The sequence below is a fragment of the Vogesella lacus genome (assembly GCF_979366295.1).
The window spans coordinates 291,908-313,540 of record NZ_CEETQT010000004.1; the positions used below are offsets into that span (position 1 = coordinate 291,908).

Below are 21,633 nucleotides of genomic sequence, written 5' to 3' on the forward strand. Positions count from 1 at the left end.
TTTATTGGAGTGTAGAAAATGATCGGGCAAAAAAAACCCGGCTTTCGCCGGGTGGGGACTCAGACTTCGAGTAGTACGGCCAGCAGCGGGCTGGCCGGTACGTCCTGATCGAGCGGAATCCACTGTGCCTCGTGCACCGTGCGGCCAACCTTGGCGGCGCTGCGCTTGAGCTGCTCCAGCCAGGCATTGCCGTCGATGTCGCTGGCGTGGTTCACGCACAGCAGCTGGCCGCCTTCGCGGGTTGCCAGCAGCGCGTGCTTGAACAGCGCCGGGTAGTCATTACGGCTGTCCACGACACCGAACGGGCTCTTGGCGTAGACCGGCGGATCCAGCAATACCAGGTCGAACTGGCGGGCTTCTAGCTCAGGGAAGGCCGGCATTTTCTTGCGGCGCACGACCTTGGCCTGACCGGTGCCGGACAGCTGGCGCATGGCGGCAAACAGATCGCTGTGCAGGCTACGCGGACGGGTTGGCAGGCTGTTGAGCTTGGCATTGGCACGTGCCAGACGCAGGCGGAAATCCTGATGATCGATGGCCTGCACGAAGCTTGCACCACCGTGCGAAGCGGCAATGCCGAGGCTGCCGGTGTCGGCAAACAGGCTCAGCACTTCCTTGCCGGCGGCGGCCTGATGAATGCGACGACGCACGGCACGCTGGGCGAGGTTCAGTACGACTTGCTGGCCCTGCGGACGCGCTTCGAAGTGATAGCGGATACCGCCTTCGCTGATCTGGCGCTCGTGCTGGACTTCCCACAGCAGATTGTCGTCCAGCTCGTTGGCGTAATCCTGGCGCTCGCCACGGCAGTCGTTGTAGACCAGTGTCCATGCCTCGCCGGCGGCCAGCTCGGCGATGGCCGCCTGTTCGTCTTCCTGCAGCGGCGCGTCCTGGGTCTGTACCAGCAGGATGCTGCCGTAGCAATCCAGCGTCAGGCCGGGACGACCTTCGGCATCACCGTCAAACAGACGGTAGCAGTCGGTATGTTCGGCTTGCAGCGTGGCAAGCAGTGGGGCGCGACGCGCGCGGGCGTCTTGCAGCAGGGACAAAAGGTTCGACATGGTAACTCGCAATCTGGAATGGCAGACGGCCGGGGGCTAGCCCGGCCGTAATCAATGCGCGCATTGTACGCCGAGCCGGCCGGGCTGTCCTGCCGGAATGTGGGCGGGTGTTGTAAGAATCGGCTTTGTACTATGACTAAGCAATCGAAAATACATTCAATAGATTAATGTAGACCGGCAGGAGGTTGGCCGCAGGGCGCGGCATCAACCCTGAGATTGCCAGCCGGCACAAGCACTGAATCGGAAAGAGGGGAATACATGTCATCGGCAGACTTGTTGCAGTCGCTGTTCACCATGGCCATGCTGGTCGAGGCCCGCGATGCCTATACCGGCGGCCATCTGTGGCGGGTATCGCAGTTTTCACGGCTGGTGGCCGAGAGCATGGGGCTGGACGAGGCCGAAGTCGCGCGTATCGAGCTGGGCGGCTTTTTGCATGACCTGGGCAAGGTCGGTATTCCCGATGCGATTCTCAACAAGCGCGACCGCCTGAGCGAGGAAGAATATGCGGTGATCAAGACCCACCCGCGCATCGGTGCCGACTTGCTGCAGGCGCATCCGCTGGCCGAGCTGGCGATGTCAGCGGTGCTGCATCATCACGAGACGCCGGACGGCCGCGGTTATCCGGAGGGCTTGCGCGGACAGGCGATTCCGCTGGTGGCGCGGATTGTCGGCGTGACGGATGCACTGGATGCGATGACCAGCTCACGCCCTTACCGTGCCGGCATGCCGCTGGCACGCGCTTTGCAGATCATCGAAGAAAATCTTGGCGGGCAATTTGATGAAGAGGTTGGCCGCAAGGTGCTGGCGCTGGGTCAGGCCGGGCGGCTGGATCACATCATCGGCCACAGCGAGCCGGGCATTCCGCTGCAGCATTGTGGTGTCTGTGGCCCGACCATCGTGCTGACCGGCCACAGCCGCGAGGGCGATCAGGTTTATTGCCCGTCCTGCACCATGACTTATGTGGTTGGCCGCAAGGATGGCAGCTTGTCAGTGACGCCGACCGGCCAGACCGATCCGGTAGCGGCGCGCCAGCCAAGGGCTGACGAGGCGATGGTGTATCGCATGGCTGCCGCGGTGAGGCCGGCGCTGCGGCCGGCCATCCCGCAGCGCTGGTGGCAACGGCTGCTGAGCTAGATCCGGAAGCGGGCGAGGCTGGCGTCCAGCTCGCCGGACTGGCGGCCCAGCTGCTCGGCCAATTGTGCGGCGCTGGCCACCGACTGGCGCGTCTCGTTATTCATATCGGCAATGTGCTCGACATTGGCCGACACTTCCTGACTGGCGAGATTCTGCTCGCGAATGGCGCTGGCGATTTCCGACACCTGCTGTTCTGACGCTTGTGAACAGGACTGGATCTCGGCCAGTGCCGCGCTGACCTTGCGCGTTTCTTCCACACCGCTGTCGATCAGCGCATTGGCCTGCTGCATATTGTTGTAAGCCAGTGCCGTGTCTTGTTGCACCGCCTGGATGCGCTGGTTGATTTCGCTGGTGGCCTGGCTGGTACGTTCGGCCAGCTTGCGCACCTCGTCTGCCACCACGGCAAAGCCGCGGCCGGTTTCGCCGGCCCGGGCGGCTTCGATCGCCGCATTCAGTGCCAGCAGATTGGTCTGTTCGGCGATGTCGCTGATCACGCGCACAATGCCGTCAATCTCGCCGGAGCGCTGGTTCAGGCTGGCAATGGTGCTGGCTGTCTGGCCCAGACTTTGCGCGATCTTTTCGATCTGGCTGACTGCCCTATCCGCCTGTTGCTGGCCGTGACTGGCGGCGGTCGAGGCCTGGCTGGCCTGTTCGGCTACCTTGCTGGCATTGTCGGCCATCTGGCTGATGCTGACGGTCAGCTCTTCAATCGCGGCAGCGCTCTCGGTAGTGGCTTCGGACTGTCTGGCACTGGCCTGATTCAGCGCGTGATTGACCTTGCCCAGATGGTCGGCGGCATCCACCAGGCGGACCGAGTGCTGGTGGGATTCGCTGATCAGCTGGCGCACGGTGACAATCAGCTCGTTCAGGCTGCGGCCAACCTGGCCGATCTCGTTACGGCCGAAATCCGGCAGCTGCAGGGTAAGGTCGCGTTCGCTGGCGAGCTGGCGCGTCAATTGGCCGATCTGGCCCAGCGGACGGCGGATCGACAGCACCACGGTGGCGGTCAGCGCGATGGCCAGCAGCAGGGAGCCAAGGCTCACCACCAGCATCAGCATCGACGCGCTTTCAGTGCTGTCAGTCAGTTCCTGCTGCAGCCTGTCGGCTTCCTGATTGATGCTGTCGACCAGCGCCATGATGGTTTTTTCGGCGTTGGACACGGCTTTTTTGTGAGGCTCGATGGCAAGATCAGCGCTGATGGTATCCAGGATCTGGCCTTGCTCGACTTGCTGGTAAACCGCGCGGAAGCCCTGTTCGTAGCGGCCGAGTTCCTGTTCCAGCTGTTGCAGGCCGGCCAGTTTGCTGTCGCGCAGGCTATCGTTGGCCGCCGCGATGGTGGCCGCTTCTTTCAGCTTTTGTCTTGCCTGGGCCAGTGATTTCTCCCAGCGGGCAAAATAGTCCTGGCGTTTTTCTGGCTGGGCCAGATGAATGAAGGCGTCTTTTTCAAAGCGGCGCAGATTGATGATGGCCAGTTGGCTGCCTTGTACTTGCTGGCTGAACAGCAGGTATTGGTCTGCCAGTGTTTCGACATCGCGATGGGCACGATTCAGTGCCGAGGTGCCGGTAAAGGCGAGAATAAGGATGATGCTGGCAAGCATGGCAAAGCCTGCCGTAATGCGAACAGCAAATGACCAGTTGCGGCCCATGACGATGCTCCGTGATTGAAATGGCGTTCCTGTCGCATGTCATCAACCGGGCCGGCCTTGAGGCTCTTTTGCCCTCATCACGTGATAGCGGATGCTTCCCTGAGTATTTGTTGATGACTGCTTAACATTTATGCGAAGTTGGCGAGTATAACCACGGTGCGCCTGGCGGACTATTCAGAGTGAAACCTTGTCGGCAACTATCAATCTCCCTGGCATTGCATTGTTGCTTTTAGATAACATTTAAAATGCCATATAAATCATATGGCATTAATTTATAAATAGTGATTTTGAACGGCTGCTCACGCTTGAGCGGATTGCCGCATGGCCGCGGCCAAGGCCTGTTGTTCGCCCGATCCCTTGCTCAGTGCGGCGATCACGGCTGTCAGGTCGGCGGCATTCCGGTTCTGGCTGAGTTTTTCCTTGGCCTGCCAGCGGCTGACTCGCAAGCGGAAGCCGACAATGCCGCGGCTCATTTTTTCCAGCACCCCGTCAGCCAGTTGCTGTCCGGACCAGCCATCAGGGCCTTCCATGCTGAATACCAAGGCTTCGAGATGGGCGAGCAGCTGTGCGTTGCTGACGGCTTCGGCCTGACATTCGGCATGGCTGACCCGGTAGTTCCAGGTCGGTACCAGATTGCTGCTCTGGTACCAGGCGGGCGAGATATAGCCATGCTCGGCCTGAAAGATGGCAATCGAGGGTGCGCTGAACAGTACATCGGCATGCGGATTGCTGCGGGCCAGATGGCCGATCAGCGTATCGGGTTGCTCCGGGTCGAAGATCAGCGGCAGATGGCTGATCATCGGCAACTGACCTTCCGGACAGGTCAGCAGGGTCGCGAACGGGGCTTGTCTGGCTATATGGCTGGCAGCATCACTCTGGAATGCGGCAGGAATATAGAGAGTCATCGGCAGGTTTTCCTTGGCTTTAATTCATGCCGTTCAGCATGCCGTGTCATCAGCGTTACTGACAGAACCAAAAATGCGCGGAGTCACAGGGCCAAACTTGGGTTATCGCCATGTGCGCACTACGCTGAAGTCAGGTATCCGGAAGGAGACAGTCATGTTCTTGCGCAAAGTCATCTTGTTGCTGCTGAGCCTGTTGGTGTTGCCGGCAATGGCCGCTGAGAAACCGCTGACCGTACAGTTTTCCAATCAGGAATATCCGCCATACATGGGCGAGAAGCTGCCGTTTGGCGGCATTCTGAGCCGGGTGGTCAGCGAGGTGTTTCGCCGTGGCAATGTGACGGTCAAATATGGCTGGTATCCGAACAACCGCACGATACAGATGGCGCGCAACGGCAATGTTGACGGCAGTCTGGGCTGGACGCCGAACGAGGACAGGTTGAAGGACCTGCTGTTCAGCGACGAGGTGCTGCCCTTCCGTATGGTGCTGTTTCATCGTCTGGGCGAGAGTTATAGCTGGAACAAGCTGGAAGATCTGACCAATTACCGTTTCGGTATCACGGCCGGCAATTTCTATTCGGACGATTTCACCTCGCTGGAGAAAACCGGTGTGCTGAAAGTCGAAATTGCCAGCGATGATGTCAGCAATCTGCGCAAGTTGGCCGCAGGCCGTATCGACCTGTTCCCGATGGAAGGCGAGGCTGGCCAGCTGACCAACCGTATCAATCTGCCACCTTCGCAGGCAGCGCGCATCGTGCCGATGGCTCGTGCCTACTGGAGTACACCGCTGTGTATCGTGATCTGGCGACGCCATCCGCAAGGGGCCGAGCTGATCAGCCGCTTCAACCGCGAGCTGAAAAAAATGAAGGACACCGGTGAGCTGGAGTTGCTGATCACCCAGACGCGCCACGCCATATTCGCCGATATCGACAAGCGCAAGCGTTGATCATTGGCATTCCCTGCCTGCTTGCTTGTCGTCATAATGCGCGCACAGCGACCGGTAGGAGTGTTGTTTGAGCAAGTACGGAGAGTTGGTAAACAGGGTGCTCGAGGCGATCGAGCATGGCGATCTGCAGGCCGGCGATGCCTTGCCCTCCTTGCGCCAGCTGGTCAGCCAGCACGGCGTCAGCCTCAATACCGCACGGCGCGCGTATTACGAGCTGGAGCGGCTGGGTTTTGCCGAGGCCAGACCGCGCAGCGCCTATGTTGTCACCCAGTCGGGCAGCCGCGAATTGCGGCCAACCGTGCCGGCCGGTACACCATTTATCGACCCCGCCTTGTACGACACCCGCCCGCTTGGCCGTATCTTCTTCAATGTGATGCGCCAGTATCCATCTCTGCTGGCCGAGCCTGCTGCCAGCGGCTTGCCCGCGCTGCAAAGGCAGATTGCCCGGCTCGCGCATGGCGAGGGTTGGCAATTGCATGCTGACGAGGTGCTGATTACCTGTGGTGGTATGGAGGCCTTGTCGCTGGCGTTTGCGGCGGTGCTGCATGGTGTGGCCAAGCCGCGGGTGATTGTGCTGCAGCCCGCCTTTCCAGGCATGCTGAACTGGCTGGCCACGCACGGTGTCGAGGTATTGAGCTGGCACTGGCCGGCGCATGGCGAGCCGGATCTGGCCGAACTCGACACGCTGCTGCAACAGGGCGGCGTGCAGGCACTGGCGCTGATGTCGGTATTTGCCCATCCGCACGGTCGCAGCCTGTCTGCTGATTTGCGCAGCGGCATTCTGGCGCGTGCGGCGCAGCATGATCTGGCCATCATCGAAGATGATGCCTATCGGCATCTGGCCTTCGATGGCAGTACACCCTTGCCGCTGAAGGCACAGGACAGCGATGGCCGCGTCTTGCTCTGCAGCACCTTCTCCAAATCGCTGACCCCCGGCTATCGCGTCGGCTGGTTGGCCGCAGGCCGCCATCTGCCGCTGGTGTGCCAGTTGAAACAGGCGCAGACACTGGCCTCACCCTTGCCGAATCAGATGGTGCTGGCCGAACTGCTGGCCGGCAATCGCCATCAGGCCTTGCTGCAGCATTTGCAAACCAAGTTGCAGCAGCGCATGAGTGCTTGGCAGAGCTTGTGCCAGCCTTTGTTGCAAGGGCAAGAGCGGCCAGGCGGGGCTTATTTCCTGTGGCTGGCGAGTTTGCCGCAAAGTGCGGCTCAGCTGATTGCCGGGGCAGGGCGTGCCGGCATCATCTTGCAAGATGGCGCGATTTGCTTCAGCGAGCCGGGTGCACGCGGTTTGCGGCTGAACGCCAGTTATGCGATTCCGGGTAAAGGCGCGGCGGCACAGCGCTGGTTTGAGGCACTGGCCACCACAACCGTTTAGCGCGGCATCAGGAAGCCGAGGGTTTCCTCACGCTCCAGCTGGCTGCCCAGCTGTTTGACCTTGACGATGACATCGTGGCTGCCCGGTGCCAGCTCGGCCGGGTCTGCCTGCAGGGTGACAATATAGTCCCGGCTGCTGTTGGCAGGGACTTCCAGCAGCGGGCTGTGAATCGCCACGATGCCTTTTTGCTGGCTGCCCAGTTCGTAGCGCTGGCCTGTGTGGCTGCTGTTGATCAGGCGCAGCTGGTAGACATTCTCGATATATCCCTCGTTATTCTCGCGCGCCATGATCGCTCGATCGCGCAGGAAGTCGGCACGGAAAGGCTTGTGCAGCGCCAGACCAACCGTGCAGGCCAGAATAATGGCGCTGATCAGAGCGATATACACCGCCGCACGCGGGCGTTGCCACCAGGCTGGCGTCGGGCCGGCGTTTTCTTCGTAAGGGGCAAAGCGGATCAGGCCACGCGCCTCACCGATCTTGTCCATCACCTCGTCGCAGGCATCGATGCAGGCGGTACAGCCGATGCACTGGTATTGCAGGCCATCGCGGATATCGATGCCGGTCGGGCAGACCTGCACGCACAGCCCGCAATCGACACAGCTGCCCTTTGGCTTGACCGCACTTGCGCCGACAGGGTTGGCCGCAAGCGACTGGCGTTGCAGCTTGCCGCGCGGCTCGCCCCGCTGGCTATCGTAGGCGACGACCTTGGTATGGGCATCAAACATCGCGCCCTGAAAACGGGCATAAGGGCACATGTGCAGGCAGACCTGTTCGCGCAGATGTCCGGCCAGCAGCCAGGTGAAACCGGCATAGCCGAGGGCAAAGCCGGCCTCCCAGAAACCCATGCGGCCAACAGCCAGCTCGCTGGCCAGCTCGCGCATTGGGGTAAAGTAGGCAACCAGCGTGATGCCGGTCCACAGCGAAAACAGCAGCATTACCGCCTGGCTGCTGCCTTTTCGCAGGATTTTCGCGGCGTTCCAGCCTTGGCGGTCACGCGCCTGACGCTGTTTGGCCGGCCCTTCGATGGCGCGTTCTATCCACAGCATGATCTGGGTGTAGACGGTTTGCGGACAGGAAAACCCGCACCACAGCCGCCCGCCTATCATGGTCCACAAGAAGAGACCGAGCGCACAGATGATCAGCACGGCAGCCAGATAGATGAAGTCTTGCGGCAGCAGAATCAGGTCGAAGAAATACAGCCGCATGGTGTCGAAGTCGAAACGCATGGCCTGGCGACCATTCCAGTTCAACCACGGCGCTGCAAAGTAGATCAGCTGGGTCAGAAGGACAAAGGCGACGCGCCAGTTGTTGTAACGGCCGGTGGCCAGTTTGGGGTAGAGCTTTTCAGCCGGGGCAATGACGAAGATGGCAGCCATGATGCGGGACCATACAGAGAAAGATGGCCGAGCATAGCGCTGCGAGGTCCTCAGCCACAGGCACAGAGCAGCGGCATCGGACGGACACAGCGAGTCAGATCAACTGCTGCGCACATTGTTGCGCCCTTCCTGTTTGGCCAGGTAGAGCGCGGCATCGGCGCGGGCAATCATCGGGGTTGGCGTTTCCTCGCCCGGATACAGCTCGCTGATGCCGATACTGACAGTGAAGCTGACCGGCTCGCCACCCAGTGGGTTGTCGAGGCGGATCTCGGCAACGGCATGGCGCACGCGCTCCATGATCAGCCGTGCATTATTACGATCGGTATCGGGCAGCAGGATGGCAAACTCCTCGCCGCCAAGGCGACCGCAAACATCCTCGAGACGCACGTTGTATTCGATGCAGTGGGCAAAGCGGCGTAGCACTTCGTCGCCAAAACCGTGGCCGTAGCGATCGTTCAGGCGCTTGAAGAAGTCCAGATCAAGCATGGCGATGGTCAGCGGGCGCTGCCAGCGCTGGCTGCGGGCGATTTCCTCGTGCGCACGCTGCATGAACTGGCGGCGATTGTAGAGGCCGGTCAGCTCGTCGGTATTGGCCAGCCGCTCCAGATCCATCTGCAGTTTCTTGGCCGGGGTAATGTCGTACTTGATGGCAATCAGGTGTACCAGCTGGCCGTTCTGGTCACGTACCGGCGCCACCGAAACCGTCTCGTAATACTGGTTGCCATTGAGGTGCTGGCTGGCCAGCTCGCCGCGCCAGCTTTCGCCCTTGTGGATGCTTTGCTGCATTTCCTGCAGCAGTTCGGGCTGATGGCCCAGCAAGACCTGGCCCAGTTCCTGTTTGTGGAGAATGTCATCAGCGGCGACGCCGGACATACGGGTGAAGGCCGGGTTCACATACTCGACAACACCATCGCCATTGGCGATCAGGATGGCCTCTGTAGCATGGTCGATTGCCGCACTATGCATGGTCAGTGCTTCACCCAGGCGGATGTTCTGCAGATAGCGCCGGGTGGCAAACACGATCAGTGCCACCATGACCAGCCAGCTGGCGGCAAACAGGTATAGCTTGTCCCACCACGGCCGATACAAGGCATCCTTGTCTATGCCAACCGTCACGATTACGGGCAGGTTTTCGATCTGTGAGGTCTGGTGCAGACGGGTGCGATGGTCAAGCGGGGAGGTGAACTCGTAGCTGGCCTGCAGCTTGTTCTCCGCCAGCATTTTTCTGGCGGCGGGGTCATCTATCGGCTTTTCCGGCAGCGATGGCAGCATGGGTTGGCGCGCCAGCAGCTGCAGATTACGGTCGGCAAACACCATGATGTCATTGTGCGAACCGGTCATCGCGCGGTTGATCTGGGTCTGGAAGTGCTCGACCCGTACCGCGGTGCCGATCAGGCCGATCACTTTGCCATCATCGCCGCGTACCCGCTGGGCGGCGAGAATCACATGATCGCCGGCCACGGTCAGGAAACGTTCGCTGACAAAACGGTCGTTACGGGCTGGGGATTGCAGTGCCTTGCAGTAGCTGCGCTCGCGCGCATCAAAGCCGGGTGACACCTTGAATGACAGAACCAGCTTGCACTGCGGGTCGACCAGAATCAGATCGTAAGCCTGAGGAATGCCGTGCATGGCACGTACCAGTCGGGTTTCAAGCGCGCTGCGCTGACTCTTGTCATTATCGAGGCGAAAATCGTCTTCGGTCAGCTGGCGTGCCAGCGTATTCTGCACCAGTTCGATCTCGCGGAACTCGCGCTGTATCCACTCAGACAGCAGTTGATTGCTGACGCGGGCCTGGGTGTAGCCCTGGCGGGTGAATTCGTGATGCGAGCCGGTCAGCTCCAGCACGCCAAGCAGCAAAAGCAGCAGGGCAAGCAGAGTGCTGGTGATGATTGCGCGCAGGGTATGCGGCGCAAGGTGACGGGCTGACGGTAAGCGCATTGCGGGTCTGATGCGTCTGAAGATGACGGGATTCTCGCATGAATTCTATGAAGTTTCAGCCCGCCGTGCTTTGCTATTGATCAGGGTGTCAGTACCAGACGGGCCCCCAGTGCAATGAAGACCGTGCCGGCAATACGATCGAGATAGATCGCACGTTTGGTATCGCCTTGCAGCCACGAGCCGGCATGCCCGGCAAAAAAACCGAGCAGGCCGAACAGGATGGCGGCTTGCAGGGTAAACAGGCTGCCCAGCAGCACGGTTTGCCCGGCGATATTGCTGCTGCCGGCCGGAATGAATTGCGGCAGGAAGGCAAGGAAGAACAGCACCACCTTGGGGTTGATGGCATTGGCAATCAGACCGCGGCTGAACAAGGTCAGCAGCCGCTCCGGCTTGTCGGCACGGTTGCCGACGCTACTGCCGGTGCTGCGGATAGCCTGCCAGCCCAGCCAGATCAGATAAGCGCCGCCGGCAAATTTGAGCAGGCCGAATGCCAGTGGCGAGGCCGCAATCAGCGCGCTGATGCCGATGGCGGCCAACAGGGTGTGGCTGAGGCAGCCCAGCGCGCAACCGAGGCCGAATACCATGCCGGCCAGCCGGCCACGGCTGATACCCAGCGTCAGCACCATCAGATTATCAGGGCCGGGTGACAAGGTAATCAGCATGGCAGCGGCGAGAAAGGGCAGGATCTGATCGAGAGGCATCATGCTGCGGGTGCTGCCAGGGCTTTGCCCAGAATGATCAGGTCACGGTGGATGCCATCGAGCACGGCCACGCGCGGGAAGTGTGCCCATTCGGCAAAGCCGAATTTGCGGAACAGGGCAAGACTGGGCTCGTTGTGGCCAAAGATGAAGCCGAGCAGGTTTTCTACACCGTAGGCGGGGGCACGTTCGATGACTTCAGCCAGCAGTGCGCTGCCTAGGCCGCGGCCGCGTGCGTCTTCGTGCAGATAGATGCTGACTTCGGCGGTGCCGTTATAGGCCGGGCGACCATAAAAATCCGACAGGCTGACCCAGGCCAGCAGGCGGCCGTTTTCACGCACCACCCACAGCGGACGGCGTTCCGGTTGGTGGGCATCAAACCATGCCTGGCGGCTGGCGATGCTGACCGGTTCCAGATCGGCCGTTACCATGCGGCCGGCAATCGTGCTGTTGTAGATGTCGACAATCGCCGGCAGGTCGGTGGCGAGCGCCAGTTCGAGTTGAGGTTTCATGGCAGGCATTCCGGATAGGGATGCCTGATTCTGCGGCATGTTATGTCATTTGTGAATCTGTCCGGCCGGCCAGAACACAGTGTTTCGTTCAGTTTGGCGCGCCGGCAGCAATGACTTGATTACGGCCCTGTTTTTTGGCCTGGTACAGACAACTGTCGGCACGATCAAACAGCTGCTGCCAGTCGCCCGGGTGAGCCGGGATCATGCTGGCGACGCCGATGCTGGCAGTCAGTGGCAATGCATTCTGTACGTTGGCCGCAGGAATCGCGTTGATCGCCTCCAGCAGTTTGCCGGCAACCAGCTGCCCGCCCTCCAGCGAGGTTTCCGGCAGCAGCAGGCAGAACTCTTCGCCGCCGATACGGGCAAACAAGTCACCCTGCCTCACGATGTCGCACAGGCAATCGGCGACGGCACGCAAGGCCTGGTCGCCGCAGGCATGGCCGTAGGTATCGTTGAGTTTCTTGAAGTGGTCCAGATCAATCATCAACAGGCATAACGCACGCTGATGGCGGATATGAATGGACATCTGGCGCTGGGCCAGATTGAAAAAGGTGCGACGGTTGAAGATGCCGGTCAGCGGGTCGAGTGCGGCCAACCTGCTGAGCTGGTGATATTGCTGGTCGCGCTGGATCTGCACGATGGAGAGCTGCATGACCAGAGCGTTGGCCAGCAGCAGCAACATCAAGGGGCCTTCATCATGGGAGGCGATACCGTCTGATAGCAGGACTTTGCCACTCAGCCACAGCAGATAAGTCGAGAACACCATGCCCGATAGCGACAGCAGCATGGCCGCATGGCTGCGCTTGCGTGGCTTGCACAACAACAGCCAGGCCATGCCGGCCTGAAAACCGATCAGCAGCAGCAAGACGGTGAATAACAGCCACGCGGGTTGACCGCTGGCCTTGGCCAGCAAGAGCAGCACGGCACTGGCCAGGTGGCTGTAGCGATGGCACCAGAATGGCCGTCGCAGATCGAGCTGGCGGGCTACTGAGTCCTGCAACAGCTCATGCCCCAGCGGCAGCAGCAACAACCAGGCTGCCGACAGGCTGCCGACGTCCGGATGACCAAGCAGGAATAACAGCGTGGCCAGCAGCAGCGAGCCGCCAAGCCAGCGCCACTCCGCGCCGCGGGAGTTGTAAATGTCCCTGCCGGCATAAACCAGCAAGCCGCCTAGTGCATAAGTCATGGCAGTGGCAGCGAGCAGTGTGCTCGGGTCAAGATTCATATTGACGGCGGTCGGAAATTATCGAAAAAAGACGATGATTCTAACACGAACCAAGCCGTGGATGCTGCAGTGCGATAGAAGGCGAGTACGCGAAAGCATGGAATCTGCCGCATGAATGCTAGACTTGCGGCTATGGAACTGTACCGATATCTGCAACAACAAGGCTTTGGCGGGCGCAAGGCTTGTCGCGAACTGATCGAGGCCGGTCTCGTCAGCATCGATGGCGACATCGTCACGCGTTGGCGCGAAGCTTTTGACCCGGAGCAAAGCCGGCTCGAGGTCGATGGCGAGCCGTGGCAGCCGCTGCCTGATCCCTTGTATCTGTTGCTGCACAAGCCCGCCGATTATGAAACCTCGCACCAGCCGCAGCATCACGCCAGCGTTTACAGCCTGCTGCCGTGGCAACTGAACAATCTGGGCGTGTCAGCGGTGGGCCGGCTGGATGTGGATACCACCGGCTTGCTGCTGTTTTCCACAGATGGCCAATTTGTCCACAGCCTCACCTCGCCGCGCAAACTTATCCCCAAAACCTATCGCGTGACCACGCGACATCCGGTCAGCGCCGACTTGCTCGCGGCTTTGCGCGAGGGTGTGCTGCTGCATGATGAAACAGAAACATTGGCGGCCACCATGGTGGCGCAAGTCGACGAATATGTGCTGGATATGGCGATTACCCAGGGCAAATACCATCAGGTCAAGCGCATGGTGGCGGCGGCAGGCAATCGTGTCGAGCAGCTGCACCGCCTGGCAATGGGCGAGCTGACGCTTGGCGAGTTGCAACAAGGCGAATGGCGGTTGCTGACATCGGAAGAACTGGCCTTGCTGGGATTCTGAGCTGGCGGCCAGGCTGGGCTTGCGGCCAACATAGACGTAAAAAAGCCGTCACCCTGGGTGACGGCTTTCTGTTTTGGCGCACACCGCCTAGTGGCCTTGCTCCAGCGCGAGTTCCAGTGCTCTTTGCTGATGCTGGGCGGCCTGTTCGCCTTTTTCCAGACGCAGGCACAGGCGCGCCAGTTCGGCGTGGGCGCTGAGGGTAGGCTGCAGTGACAGGCTGGCTTCCAGATAACTCTGCGCCTTGCCCCACAGCTGTTCGGCCAGCGCCAGACGGCCCAGTGCCAGCAACAGCATATGGTCGTCCGGGCGCGATTTCAGCCAGCTTTCGGCATCGCGCATCAAGGTCAGGCGGCGCTGGCTATCGAGGTGGCCAGCCAGCTGGCCAAGCTCGCGCGCCAGTTCCGGCGTCGCCTGCTCGTCGTCCGACAAGGCGCTGGCAATCAGTTCGGCGGCCATATCGTAGCTTTCCAGTGCCAGCAACTGACGTGCCGTTTCGACTACCAGATCAGGATTCTGCCGCTCGACACTCGGCACTTTCTTCAGCCAGTCGCGTACTTCGCGTGCTGAAGTAAAACCGGCCAGCTGCTGGCGGTAGGCCACCAGACGGTAGCGGCGTGCCTGCTCGGCTGGCAGTGCCTCGGATTTCAGCAGCTTTTCGGTCAGCGCCAGAATCTGCTCAGGCTGTTTCAACAGCAACCTGACTTTGAGTTCCAGCAGCAGTGCCGAGGTCAGGTTGGCATTGATGGCGCGGGCGCGTTCGATGCTGGCCAATGCCTCCAGCGGCTGTTTGGTATCGACACGGATTTGCGCTTCGAGCATGTGACGCGCCAGCTGGATGCGTTCGGGCATGTCTTCGAGACGGGCCAGATAGCCGTCACGACGGCCGTCATCCTGCATGCCGGCGGCACTGCGTGCGGCAATCAGCAACGCGAGGCCACGGTTTTCGGCGGAATACTCGTCGTCAATGGACTTGATCGCTTCGCGCTCGGCACGCTGGAAACGGCCTTCGAACAGCGAGATCGCGGCTTCACGCAGCGCATGGCGGGAGGCCTTGAGCTTTTTCTGGCGCTGATAGGTGCGCACCTCGTGCGGCAGGTTGGCCGCAATGCCCAACAGGCGCAGCACGGCATAAGCCAGCAGGATCAGCAGCACCACCGCGATGATCAGGAAGTTGAACGACACTTCCATGCGATAAGGCGGCACGAACAGGATGGCGTAACCGGTGTTGATGGTCGAGGCAAGGCCGATCAGCACTGCGAGGGCAAACAGCCCGACTACCCAGAATACGAATCTCATGGTTTAGCCCTCTTTGTTGCCCTGCGTTTCACGCACGGCTTTCAGGCTGGCAGACAGATCGGGCAGGGCGACATTGAGTTTGACCTCGGCCAGCTCGGCCAGCTGGTTTTGCCATTTTTGTGTGGCCTGGGCATTGCCGTCGAAGTAGCGGCCGGCATATTGCTTGGCTGCGGCGAGATCGGCCTGATAAGTCGCGCCATCGCGCTGGATCAGTGCCAGACGCGCGTCCAGCAGGCGCAGCTTGAGGTTTTCACGCAGGAAGAATGCCTGTTCCGGCGACAGCAGCAGTGCTTCAGGCTTGTCGAGGCGGCGGATGCGTACCAGCTCGCCCAGGCTCTGGCTGACATCGGCGACCAGACGTTCCCACCATGGCGCATTGGCTGGCAGCAGCTTGACCGTGGTCAGCTCACCGCCATCAAGGCGGTGATGGTCGATCACCAGCGGCAGGGTTTCGGCACCCTGCATCAGCGCATCGAGTTTGAAGGTCAGGCCGACGCTGTCGAGATAGGGCAGCGCCTTCAGGGTCTCGAGGTCTTGTGCGACGGCACGCTTGACCGGAATCAGTGCCGGATTGTCAAAGCGCGACAGGCGGTCGTTGACCATTTCCAGTGCAGTGACGGCACCGCTGACATTGCCGGCCAGCTGCAATTGCTGGCTGGCAATCGCCAGTGTGTGTTCGACTTCGGACAACAGCCAGTCGCTGCGATCCTTGGTCAGCTCCTGATACATGCCGCTGAGGGTGGCGTACTGGCCGGCCGACTCGTTGACGCGGGCTTCGACCAGGGTCAGCTTGGCTTGCAGCTCGTGGGTATTGGCGCGGGTCTGTTCGACCTGCTGCTGCACGGCCTTGGCACTGCCGCCGGCATCGGCCAGACGGCTGGCCAGCGCCTGCTGCACGGCATTGAGCTGCTGACGGGTTTCGAGATACTGCCAGCCGGTCACGCCCAGCGCGATGCAGGCGATGATCAGCGCCAGATTGACGGTCGGTTTCGCCGGCGTGCGGGTGCCGGTCTCAACAACAGGTGTGCTATCGCTCATAGGACGAGGAGAAACCATGCGTGAGTGGGCTTGCGCCCAGGTTCAATCGGGGCGGTTTCGTGCCGCCATTCTGTGTGCATTGTAACGTCAGCAGCAGGGGGCTGCCAGCAAGCTTGACCCTGATTGGCCTCAGCATGCCCTCATTCAGCCAAGTGCGGCAAGGCTTTCGATAAGTGCAGTCGCGCTGCCATCAGCTGCGTGCAGGCAATGCTGTACGCCATAAGCGGCCAGCGTGGCGGCGATGCGTGGATGAAAGGTGCAAAAGGTCTGTGCGGCCAACTGTGTTCGTCGTTCGGCCCCGGCGCTGGCAAACAGCGCATGGGCGATCTCGCTGCTGCTGATCTGGATGACAAGGCGGCCATTGCGGGTCAGCAGCTGGTCAAACAAGGCCCAGTCCGGTGCTTGTGCCACGCTGCGGTAGGCGGCGACATAGCGCACCGCCGCGCCGCGTGCCTGCAGGGTATCCCCCAATAAGGCACGGCCGGACTCGCCGCGTATGATCAATACGGATAGTCCTGCCATCGTCTGCAGCTCGGGCAGCTGCAACAGTGCTTCGCTGTCGAGACCTTCCGGCGGAAACAGCACCGCACGGCCGCTGGCGGCGGCCAGCCGTTCGGCACTCTTGCGGCCAACGCAGGCAAGCCGCGTGCTTGAGGCCAGTGTGTCAGCCAGCGCCGGCCAGGCAATGTCGATGGCCGACGGGCTGACAAAGACCAGCCAGTCGGCTTGTGCGGCCAACCTTGGCAGCTGCGCCAGTGCCGTGGTGTCGGGTTGCAGTGCCAGCGGCGCAAAATCATGCGGCTGATGGCCGGCAGCGGCGAGTGCCGCTGCCAGTTCGGCTTGCTGGCCGGCAGGCCGGGTCAGCAGCACAGGCAGCATGGCTTAGCGGCCTTGCTGTTCGGCGATGACCGCGGCGATCAGCGGGGCGGCGTCCTGATCCAGCAGCTTCTTGGCGACGGCGCGACCGAGTGCATCGGCGTAGTCGCGTGGCGCGCTGGCGCTGGCGGTCAGCATCACCGAGCCATCCGGGTGGGCGACAAAGCCGCCGAGGGTGATGACGTTGTCGGTGATGGTGGCAAAGCCGCCGATCGGAATCTGGCAGCTGCCGCCCAGTACGCGCGACAGCGAACGCTCGGCGCTGACGCAGGCGTGGGTGTCGTCGTGATTGAGCGGTGCCAGCAGTTCGACCAGGTCCTGGCGGTCAGCACGGATCTCGATGCCCAAAGCCCCCTGGCCGACAGCCGGCAGGCTTTCGGACGGAGCCAGTTCGCTGCGGATGCGTTCGGACAGCTCCAGGCGCTTGAGGCCGGCGGCGGCAAGGATGATGGCGTCGAATTCGCCGTCGTCCAGCTTGCGCAGACGGGTCTGCACATTGCCGCGCAGCGGCTTGATGGTCAGATGCGGGAAGCGCGCGCGCAGCTGGGATTCGCGACGCAGGCTGGAAGTACCGACCACCGCGCCTTGCGGCAGCTCGGCAAGGCTGGCGTATTTATTGGAGACAAAGGCGTCGCGCGGGTCTTCGCGTTCGCAGATCGCGGCGAGGGCAAAGCCTTCCGGCAGATTCATCGGCACGTCCTTGATGGAGTGCACGGCAATGTCGGCGCGGCCTTCCTGCAGCGCAACTTCGAGCTCTTTGACGAACAGGCCCTTGCCGCCGATCTTGGACAGCGTCTTGTCGAGGATCTGGTCGCCCTGGGTGGTCATGCCGAGGATGCTGACCGTCAGCTCGGGGTAGAGGGCTTCAAGGCGGGCCTTGATATGTTCGGCCTGCCACATGGCGAGTTTGCTTTCGCGGCTGGCGATAACGAGTTGCTTCATGGAACGGGTCCTGTCGGGACAATAGGCAATGGCCGCCATTCTAGCATGCAGCTTGCGGCCAACCTTGATGCCGCACAGGGTGTGTGTAGCTGCAACATTACGTGTAGTTTAATTACACTGCATAGGTATTTTGCGGCAGGATGGTTTTGTTGCATTGCGCCAGGCTGGTCGCGGCTTTAACGCAGCCAGCTCAGCATCAGAGGCAGGGTCAGCATGCCGGCCAGCGTGCTGGTGGTCACCATGGCGGCAGCCAGCTGGCCATCGGCGCGCATGCGTACCGCCAGGATGTAGGCCGAAGTGGCGGTGGGCAGCATGCTCATCACCAGCGCGGCGTCACGGTAGATGCCCTGTACGCCGAAATACGGCAGCAGGCTGACCGTCAGCAGCGGCAGCAACAGCAGTTTGATGATGTTCCAGTAGCACAAGGGGCCGAGATGACGCGCCACGGCGGCAAAGCGCAGGCCGGCACCCACGGTCAGCAGGCCCAGCGGCAGTGCGGCGGCGGCAAGGTGATCGATGGCTTTGAACAGCGGGGCAGGAATGACAAGGCCGGACAGGTTGGCCGCAAGGCCGGCGAGGATGCCCCAGATGATGGGGTTGCGCAGCAGCTCTTGCAGCATGCCCTGTTCGCTGTCGCGCGACAGTTGCCAGACGGCCATCAGGTTGACCACCGGCACCATGGCGCCGCACAGCAGGGCAATCACCGCAATGCCGTCATTGCCGGCCAGCGTGCCCATTACCGCCAGCGCGACATAAGTGTTGAAACGGTAGGCGCCCTGATTGCCGGCGGCAAAGCTCTGCTGGCTCATGCGGAACAAAGGCTTGGCGAGGTTGCCTAGCAAAAAGGCGCTGACAGTAAAGCACAGGCCCAGTGCCAGCATCGGCAGGCTGGCTTGCAGATCGAGCGTGGCGCGGGCCAGCGAGCGGAACAGCAGCGACGGAAACAGGACGAAGTAGACGAATTTCTCGGTTTCGGCCCAGAAGGCGGCAGACAAAAGATTGCTGCGCCTGAGGGCAAAGCCGGACAGGATCAGCAGGAAGTCTGGTAAAAGAATGAGTGCTGGCGACATGACGCGCATCCTGCAGGATGCCGGAACACATAACAATTAGGGAAATCGGAGTATGACAGATCAGGATAAGGACTTGCCGCTGCGCAATGACATTGCGCGTCTCAACCGTTTGCTGGAGGCCCTGCTGCTGGAGCAGGAAGGCGCCGAAGTCGTCGAGGAAATCCGCGCCATTCCGGCCGGTGCCCAACAGCACGACCAGCACACCGACGAACTGGTGCAGCGCCTGTCGCCTGCCACCACGGCAGCGCTGGTACGTGCCTGTGGCCTGTATTCGCAGCTGTTCAATATTGCAGAAGACCTGCACCACGCGCGCCGTCGCCGCGCCCACCAGCGTGCCGGCAGTGCGCCACAGCGCGGCAGCCTCAGCCATGCGCTGAGCAAGCTGCATGAATCCGGCGTCGATTTCAGCAGTCTGGACAATGCCTTGCAGGAAGCCAGCGTCAGCGCGGTGCTGACCGCCCACCCGACCGAAGTCCAGCGCCAGAGCGTGCTGGACGGCCATCGCGCCGTGCGCAAATTCCTGCTGCAGCTGTCTTCGCCAGAGATTACCCCGGAAGAAGAGCAGGAAGTCGAGGCCAAGCTGCAGCGCGTGATTCACGCCCTGTGGCAGACCACCGAAATCCGCTCGTTCAAGATGACTGTTGCCGATGAAATCGAAAACGGCGTCGCCTACCACCCGCTGTCTTTCTTCCAGGCGCTGCCGGCCTTGTACGATCGACTCGGCAAGCAGATCGGCGAGTTGTGGGGCAAGAAGGCCGACGTGCCGTCCTTCCTGCGTATCGGCAGCTGGATCGGCGGCGACCGCGATGGCAACCCGAATGTAGATGCCAAGGTGCTGCGCCATGCGGTGACGCGTCAGGCCGAAGTCGCCTTCAAACATTATTTCTACGAGCTGGCCGGGCTGTACCGTGAGCTGTCGCTGTCGTCCCGTCATATCGAGGTATCGATGGCCGTGCATTTGCTGGCGCAACATTCGCCGGATACCGCACAAAGCCGTCAGGAAGAGCCGTACCGGCTGGCGCTGGCCAGCATCGAAGGCCGCCTGTCGGCCAAGGCCGCCGAGCTGGGGCTGTCACAGCGCGGCCGCTGGACAGCTGGTGAAACGTATGCTGATGCCGCCGCCTTGCTGGCTGATCTGCAAGTACTGGCTGACTCGCTGAGTGCGCACGGCAGCGGCCTGCTGATTGACGGCCGTCTGGGCCGGCTGATGCGGGCGGTTGATGTGTTCGGCTTCTATCTGATGCCGCTGGACCTGCGCCAGCATGCCGAAAAACACGCCGCCGTAGTGGCCGAGCTGCTGGCTGCGGCCAACCTCGAGCACTACCCGGCGCTGGACGAAGCGGCGCGTGTGCGCGTGCTGCTGCGCGAGCTGGCCACGCCGCGCCTGTTGTATTCGCCTTTCCTCAATTACAGCGAAGACAGCCAGAAAGAGCTGGCGATCTTCCGCGAGGCGGCCATCGTGCAGCGCGAGCTGGGCGAGGGCGCGATTGCCCAGTGCATCATCTCCAACTGCGCGACGGTGTCCGACATCCTCGCGCTGGCGCTGCTGTGCAAGGAATCCGGCCTGCTGCGTCTGGATGGCGGCATCCCGACCATCGGCCTGAATCTGGTACCGCTGTTCGAGACCATCGCCGACCTCGATGCCTCGCACGGCATCATGCAGCAGCTGTTTGCGCTGCCGTGGTACCAGCAACTGCTGAAGAGCCGTGGCGGGGTGCAAGAGGTGATGCTCGGTTACTCCGACAGCAACAAGGATGGCGGCTATCTGACCAGCCAGTGGGAGCTGTACCAGGCCGAACAGCGCCTGGTGCGCGTGTTTGACGCCGCCGGCGTGAAAATGCGCCTGTTCCATGGCCGTGGCGGCTCGGTCGGTCGCGGTGGCGGCCCGTCTTACGAGGCCATCATGGCGCAGCCGGCCGGTACCGTGGTTGGCCGCATCCGCATTACCGAACAGGGCGAGATCATCACCGCCAAGTTTGCCGACCCCGACAACGCCACCCGTAACCTCGAGGCGCTGGTCGCCGCCACGCTGGAATCTACGCTGGCACCGGTGGCCGCCGCCCATACCGACGAAAGTGTGCTGGCCGAGCTGTCTGCCACCGCCTTCCGCACCTATCGCGAGCTGGTCGAGACGCCGGGCTTCATGTCCTACTTCATGGAGGCGACGCCGATCAGCGCGATTGCCAAGCTGAATATCGGCAGCCGCCCGGCCTCGCGCAAGACGCTGGCCAGCATCAAGGACCTGCGCGCGATTCCGTGGGTGTTCTCTTGGTCGCAGTCGCGGGTGATGCTGCCGGGCTGGTATGGCTTTGGCTCGGCCGTGGCCGACTTCCTCGCCCGTCATGGCGAGGACAAGGGCCTGGCCCAGCTGCGCGCCCTGCATGCGGCCTCGCCGTTCTTCCAGGTGATCCTGTCCAATATGGAGCAGGTACTGGCCAAGGCCGATCTGCAGATTGCCCGCCGCTACGCTGGTCTGGTGGCGGACCAGAGCCTGGCCGACAGTCTGTTTGCGCGGCTGAATGCCGAGCACGGCCGCACCCTGCAGGCTTTCTTTGCCATTACCGGGCAGGACAAGCTGCTGCAAGGCAATCCGACGCTGGCGCGCAGTCTCGACACCCGACTGCCGTATCTGGATGCGCTGAACCTGCTGCAGGTGCAATTGCTGGAGCGTCTGCGTCAGGAGCCGGACGACGCCGCCGCACTGTACGCGATTCACCTGACCATCAACGGCATCTCGGCCGGGCTGCGTAACAGTGGCTAAGGTTGG

The 21,633-nt window shown here is 61.6% G+C and carries 18 protein-coding genes; 5 read left to right on the forward strand and 13 right to left on the reverse strand.

Annotation, left to right across the window (positions count from 1 at the left end; genetic code table 11):
- Nucleotides 1-59: 59 nt before the first annotated feature.
- A complete protein-coding gene (locus ACZ9W6_RS07160) occupies nucleotides 60-1,055 on the reverse strand; it encodes a class I SAM-dependent methyltransferase (RefSeq protein WP_465190409.1) in 996 nt (331 codons plus the stop codon).
- Nucleotides 1,056-1,313: 258 nt separating this feature from the next.
- Here ACZ9W6_RS07160 and ACZ9W6_RS07165 point away from each other — a divergent pair, with 258 nt between their 5' ends.
- Nucleotides 1,314-2,189, forward strand: a complete 876-nt coding sequence (locus ACZ9W6_RS07165; protein ID WP_465190410.1) for an HD-GYP domain-containing protein — start codon at nucleotides 1,314-1,316, stop codon at nucleotides 2,187-2,189.
- Here ACZ9W6_RS07165 and ACZ9W6_RS07170 read toward each other — a convergent pair.
- Both ACZ9W6_RS07170 and ACZ9W6_RS07175 read right to left on the reverse strand, forming a co-directional pair.
- Complete coding sequence (locus tag ACZ9W6_RS07170) at nucleotides 2,186-3,835, reverse strand: methyl-accepting chemotaxis protein (RefSeq protein WP_465190411.1); 1,650 nt, start codon at nucleotides 3,833-3,835, stop codon at nucleotides 2,186-2,188. The two genes, ACZ9W6_RS07165 and ACZ9W6_RS07170, sit on opposite strands and share 4 nt — an antisense overlap.
- 299 nt (nucleotides 3,836-4,134) lie before the next feature.
- Nucleotides 4,135-4,740: an FMN-binding negative transcriptional regulator gene (locus ACZ9W6_RS07175; RefSeq protein WP_465190412.1), complete on the reverse strand. Its 606-nt coding sequence runs from the start codon at nucleotides 4,738-4,740 to the stop codon at nucleotides 4,135-4,137.
- 154 nt (nucleotides 4,741-4,894) lie between these two features.
- On the opposite strand from ACZ9W6_RS07175, the gene ACZ9W6_RS07180 reads away from it, so the two are divergent.
- Nucleotides 4,895-5,683 carry a substrate-binding periplasmic protein gene (locus tag ACZ9W6_RS07180; RefSeq protein ID WP_465190413.1) on the forward strand — a complete coding sequence of 263 codons (789 nt, stop codon included), beginning with the start codon at nucleotides 4,895-4,897 and terminating at the stop codon, nucleotides 5,681-5,683.
- A gap of 67 nt (nucleotides 5,684-5,750) precedes the next feature.
- Nucleotides 5,751-7,061 (forward strand): aminotransferase-like domain-containing protein, encoded by a 1,311-nt coding sequence (locus ACZ9W6_RS07185; protein WP_465190414.1) that lies wholly within the window; start codon nucleotides 5,751-5,753, stop codon nucleotides 7,059-7,061.
- Here the strand turns inward: ACZ9W6_RS07185 and ccoG are convergent.
- From ccoG to ACZ9W6_RS07210, 5 genes are all read right to left on the reverse strand, one after another.
- Complete coding sequence (gene ccoG / locus ACZ9W6_RS07190; protein WP_465190415.1) at nucleotides 7,058-8,437, reverse strand: cytochrome c oxidase accessory protein CcoG; 1,380 nt, start codon at nucleotides 8,435-8,437, stop codon at nucleotides 7,058-7,060. The two genes, ACZ9W6_RS07185 and ccoG, sit on opposite strands and share 4 nt — an antisense overlap.
- A 99-nt stretch (nucleotides 8,438-8,536) precedes the next feature.
- Nucleotides 8,537-10,375, reverse strand: coding sequence for a diguanylate cyclase (locus ACZ9W6_RS07195; protein ID WP_465190416.1), 1,839 nt, complete (start codon nucleotides 10,373-10,375; stop codon nucleotides 8,537-8,539).
- An 80-nt stretch (nucleotides 10,376-10,455) separates the two neighbouring features.
- Nucleotides 10,456-11,079 (reverse strand): LysE family translocator, encoded by a 624-nt coding sequence (locus ACZ9W6_RS07200; RefSeq protein ID WP_465190417.1) that lies wholly within the window; start codon nucleotides 11,077-11,079, stop codon nucleotides 10,456-10,458.
- Complete coding sequence (locus ACZ9W6_RS07205; RefSeq protein WP_465190418.1) at nucleotides 11,076-11,585, reverse strand: N-acetyltransferase family protein; 510 nt, start codon at nucleotides 11,583-11,585, stop codon at nucleotides 11,076-11,078. The genes ACZ9W6_RS07200 and ACZ9W6_RS07205 overlap by 4 nt, the downstream gene beginning before the upstream one ends.
- Before the next feature lie 88 nt (nucleotides 11,586-11,673).
- A complete protein-coding gene (locus tag ACZ9W6_RS07210) occupies nucleotides 11,674-12,810 on the reverse strand; it encodes a GGDEF domain-containing protein (protein ID WP_465190419.1) in 1,137 nt (378 codons plus the stop codon).
- 132 nt (nucleotides 12,811-12,942) lie between these two features.
- On the opposite strand from ACZ9W6_RS07210, the gene ACZ9W6_RS07215 reads away from it, so the two are divergent.
- Complete coding sequence (locus ACZ9W6_RS07215) at nucleotides 12,943-13,644, forward strand: pseudouridine synthase (RefSeq protein WP_465190470.1); 702 nt, start codon at nucleotides 12,943-12,945, stop codon at nucleotides 13,642-13,644.
- Between the two features lie 87 nt (nucleotides 13,645-13,731).
- Here the strand turns inward: ACZ9W6_RS07215 and ACZ9W6_RS07220 are convergent, their stop codons facing one another.
- The 5 genes from ACZ9W6_RS07220 to ACZ9W6_RS07240 form a co-directional block, all read right to left on the reverse strand.
- Nucleotides 13,732-14,940: a heme biosynthesis HemY N-terminal domain-containing protein gene (locus tag ACZ9W6_RS07220; protein WP_465190420.1), complete on the reverse strand. Its 1,209-nt coding sequence runs from the start codon at nucleotides 14,938-14,940 to the stop codon at nucleotides 13,732-13,734.
- A gap of 3 nt (nucleotides 14,941-14,943) precedes the next feature.
- Complete coding sequence (locus ACZ9W6_RS07225) at nucleotides 14,944-15,978, reverse strand: uroporphyrinogen-III C-methyltransferase (protein WP_465190421.1); 1,035 nt, start codon at nucleotides 15,976-15,978, stop codon at nucleotides 14,944-14,946.
- 144 nt (nucleotides 15,979-16,122) lie between these two features.
- Nucleotides 16,123-16,857: a uroporphyrinogen-III synthase gene (locus ACZ9W6_RS07230; RefSeq protein WP_465190422.1), complete on the reverse strand. Its 735-nt coding sequence runs from the start codon at nucleotides 16,855-16,857 to the stop codon at nucleotides 16,123-16,125.
- Nucleotides 16,858-16,860: 3 nt separating this feature from the next.
- Complete coding sequence (gene hemC, locus ACZ9W6_RS07235) at nucleotides 16,861-17,796, reverse strand: hydroxymethylbilane synthase (protein WP_465190423.1); 936 nt, start codon at nucleotides 17,794-17,796, stop codon at nucleotides 16,861-16,863.
- A 176-nt stretch (nucleotides 17,797-17,972) separates the two neighbouring features.
- Nucleotides 17,973-18,866, reverse strand: coding sequence for an AEC family transporter (locus tag ACZ9W6_RS07240; RefSeq protein WP_465190424.1), 894 nt, complete (start codon nucleotides 18,864-18,866; stop codon nucleotides 17,973-17,975).
- Nucleotides 18,867-18,918: 52 nt separating this feature from the next.
- On the opposite strand from ACZ9W6_RS07240, the gene ppc reads away from it, so the two are divergent.
- Nucleotides 18,919-21,627, forward strand: coding sequence for a phosphoenolpyruvate carboxylase (gene ppc, locus ACZ9W6_RS07245; protein WP_465190425.1), 2,709 nt, complete (start codon nucleotides 18,919-18,921; stop codon nucleotides 21,625-21,627).
- Nucleotides 21,628-21,633 lie beyond the last annotated feature (6 nt).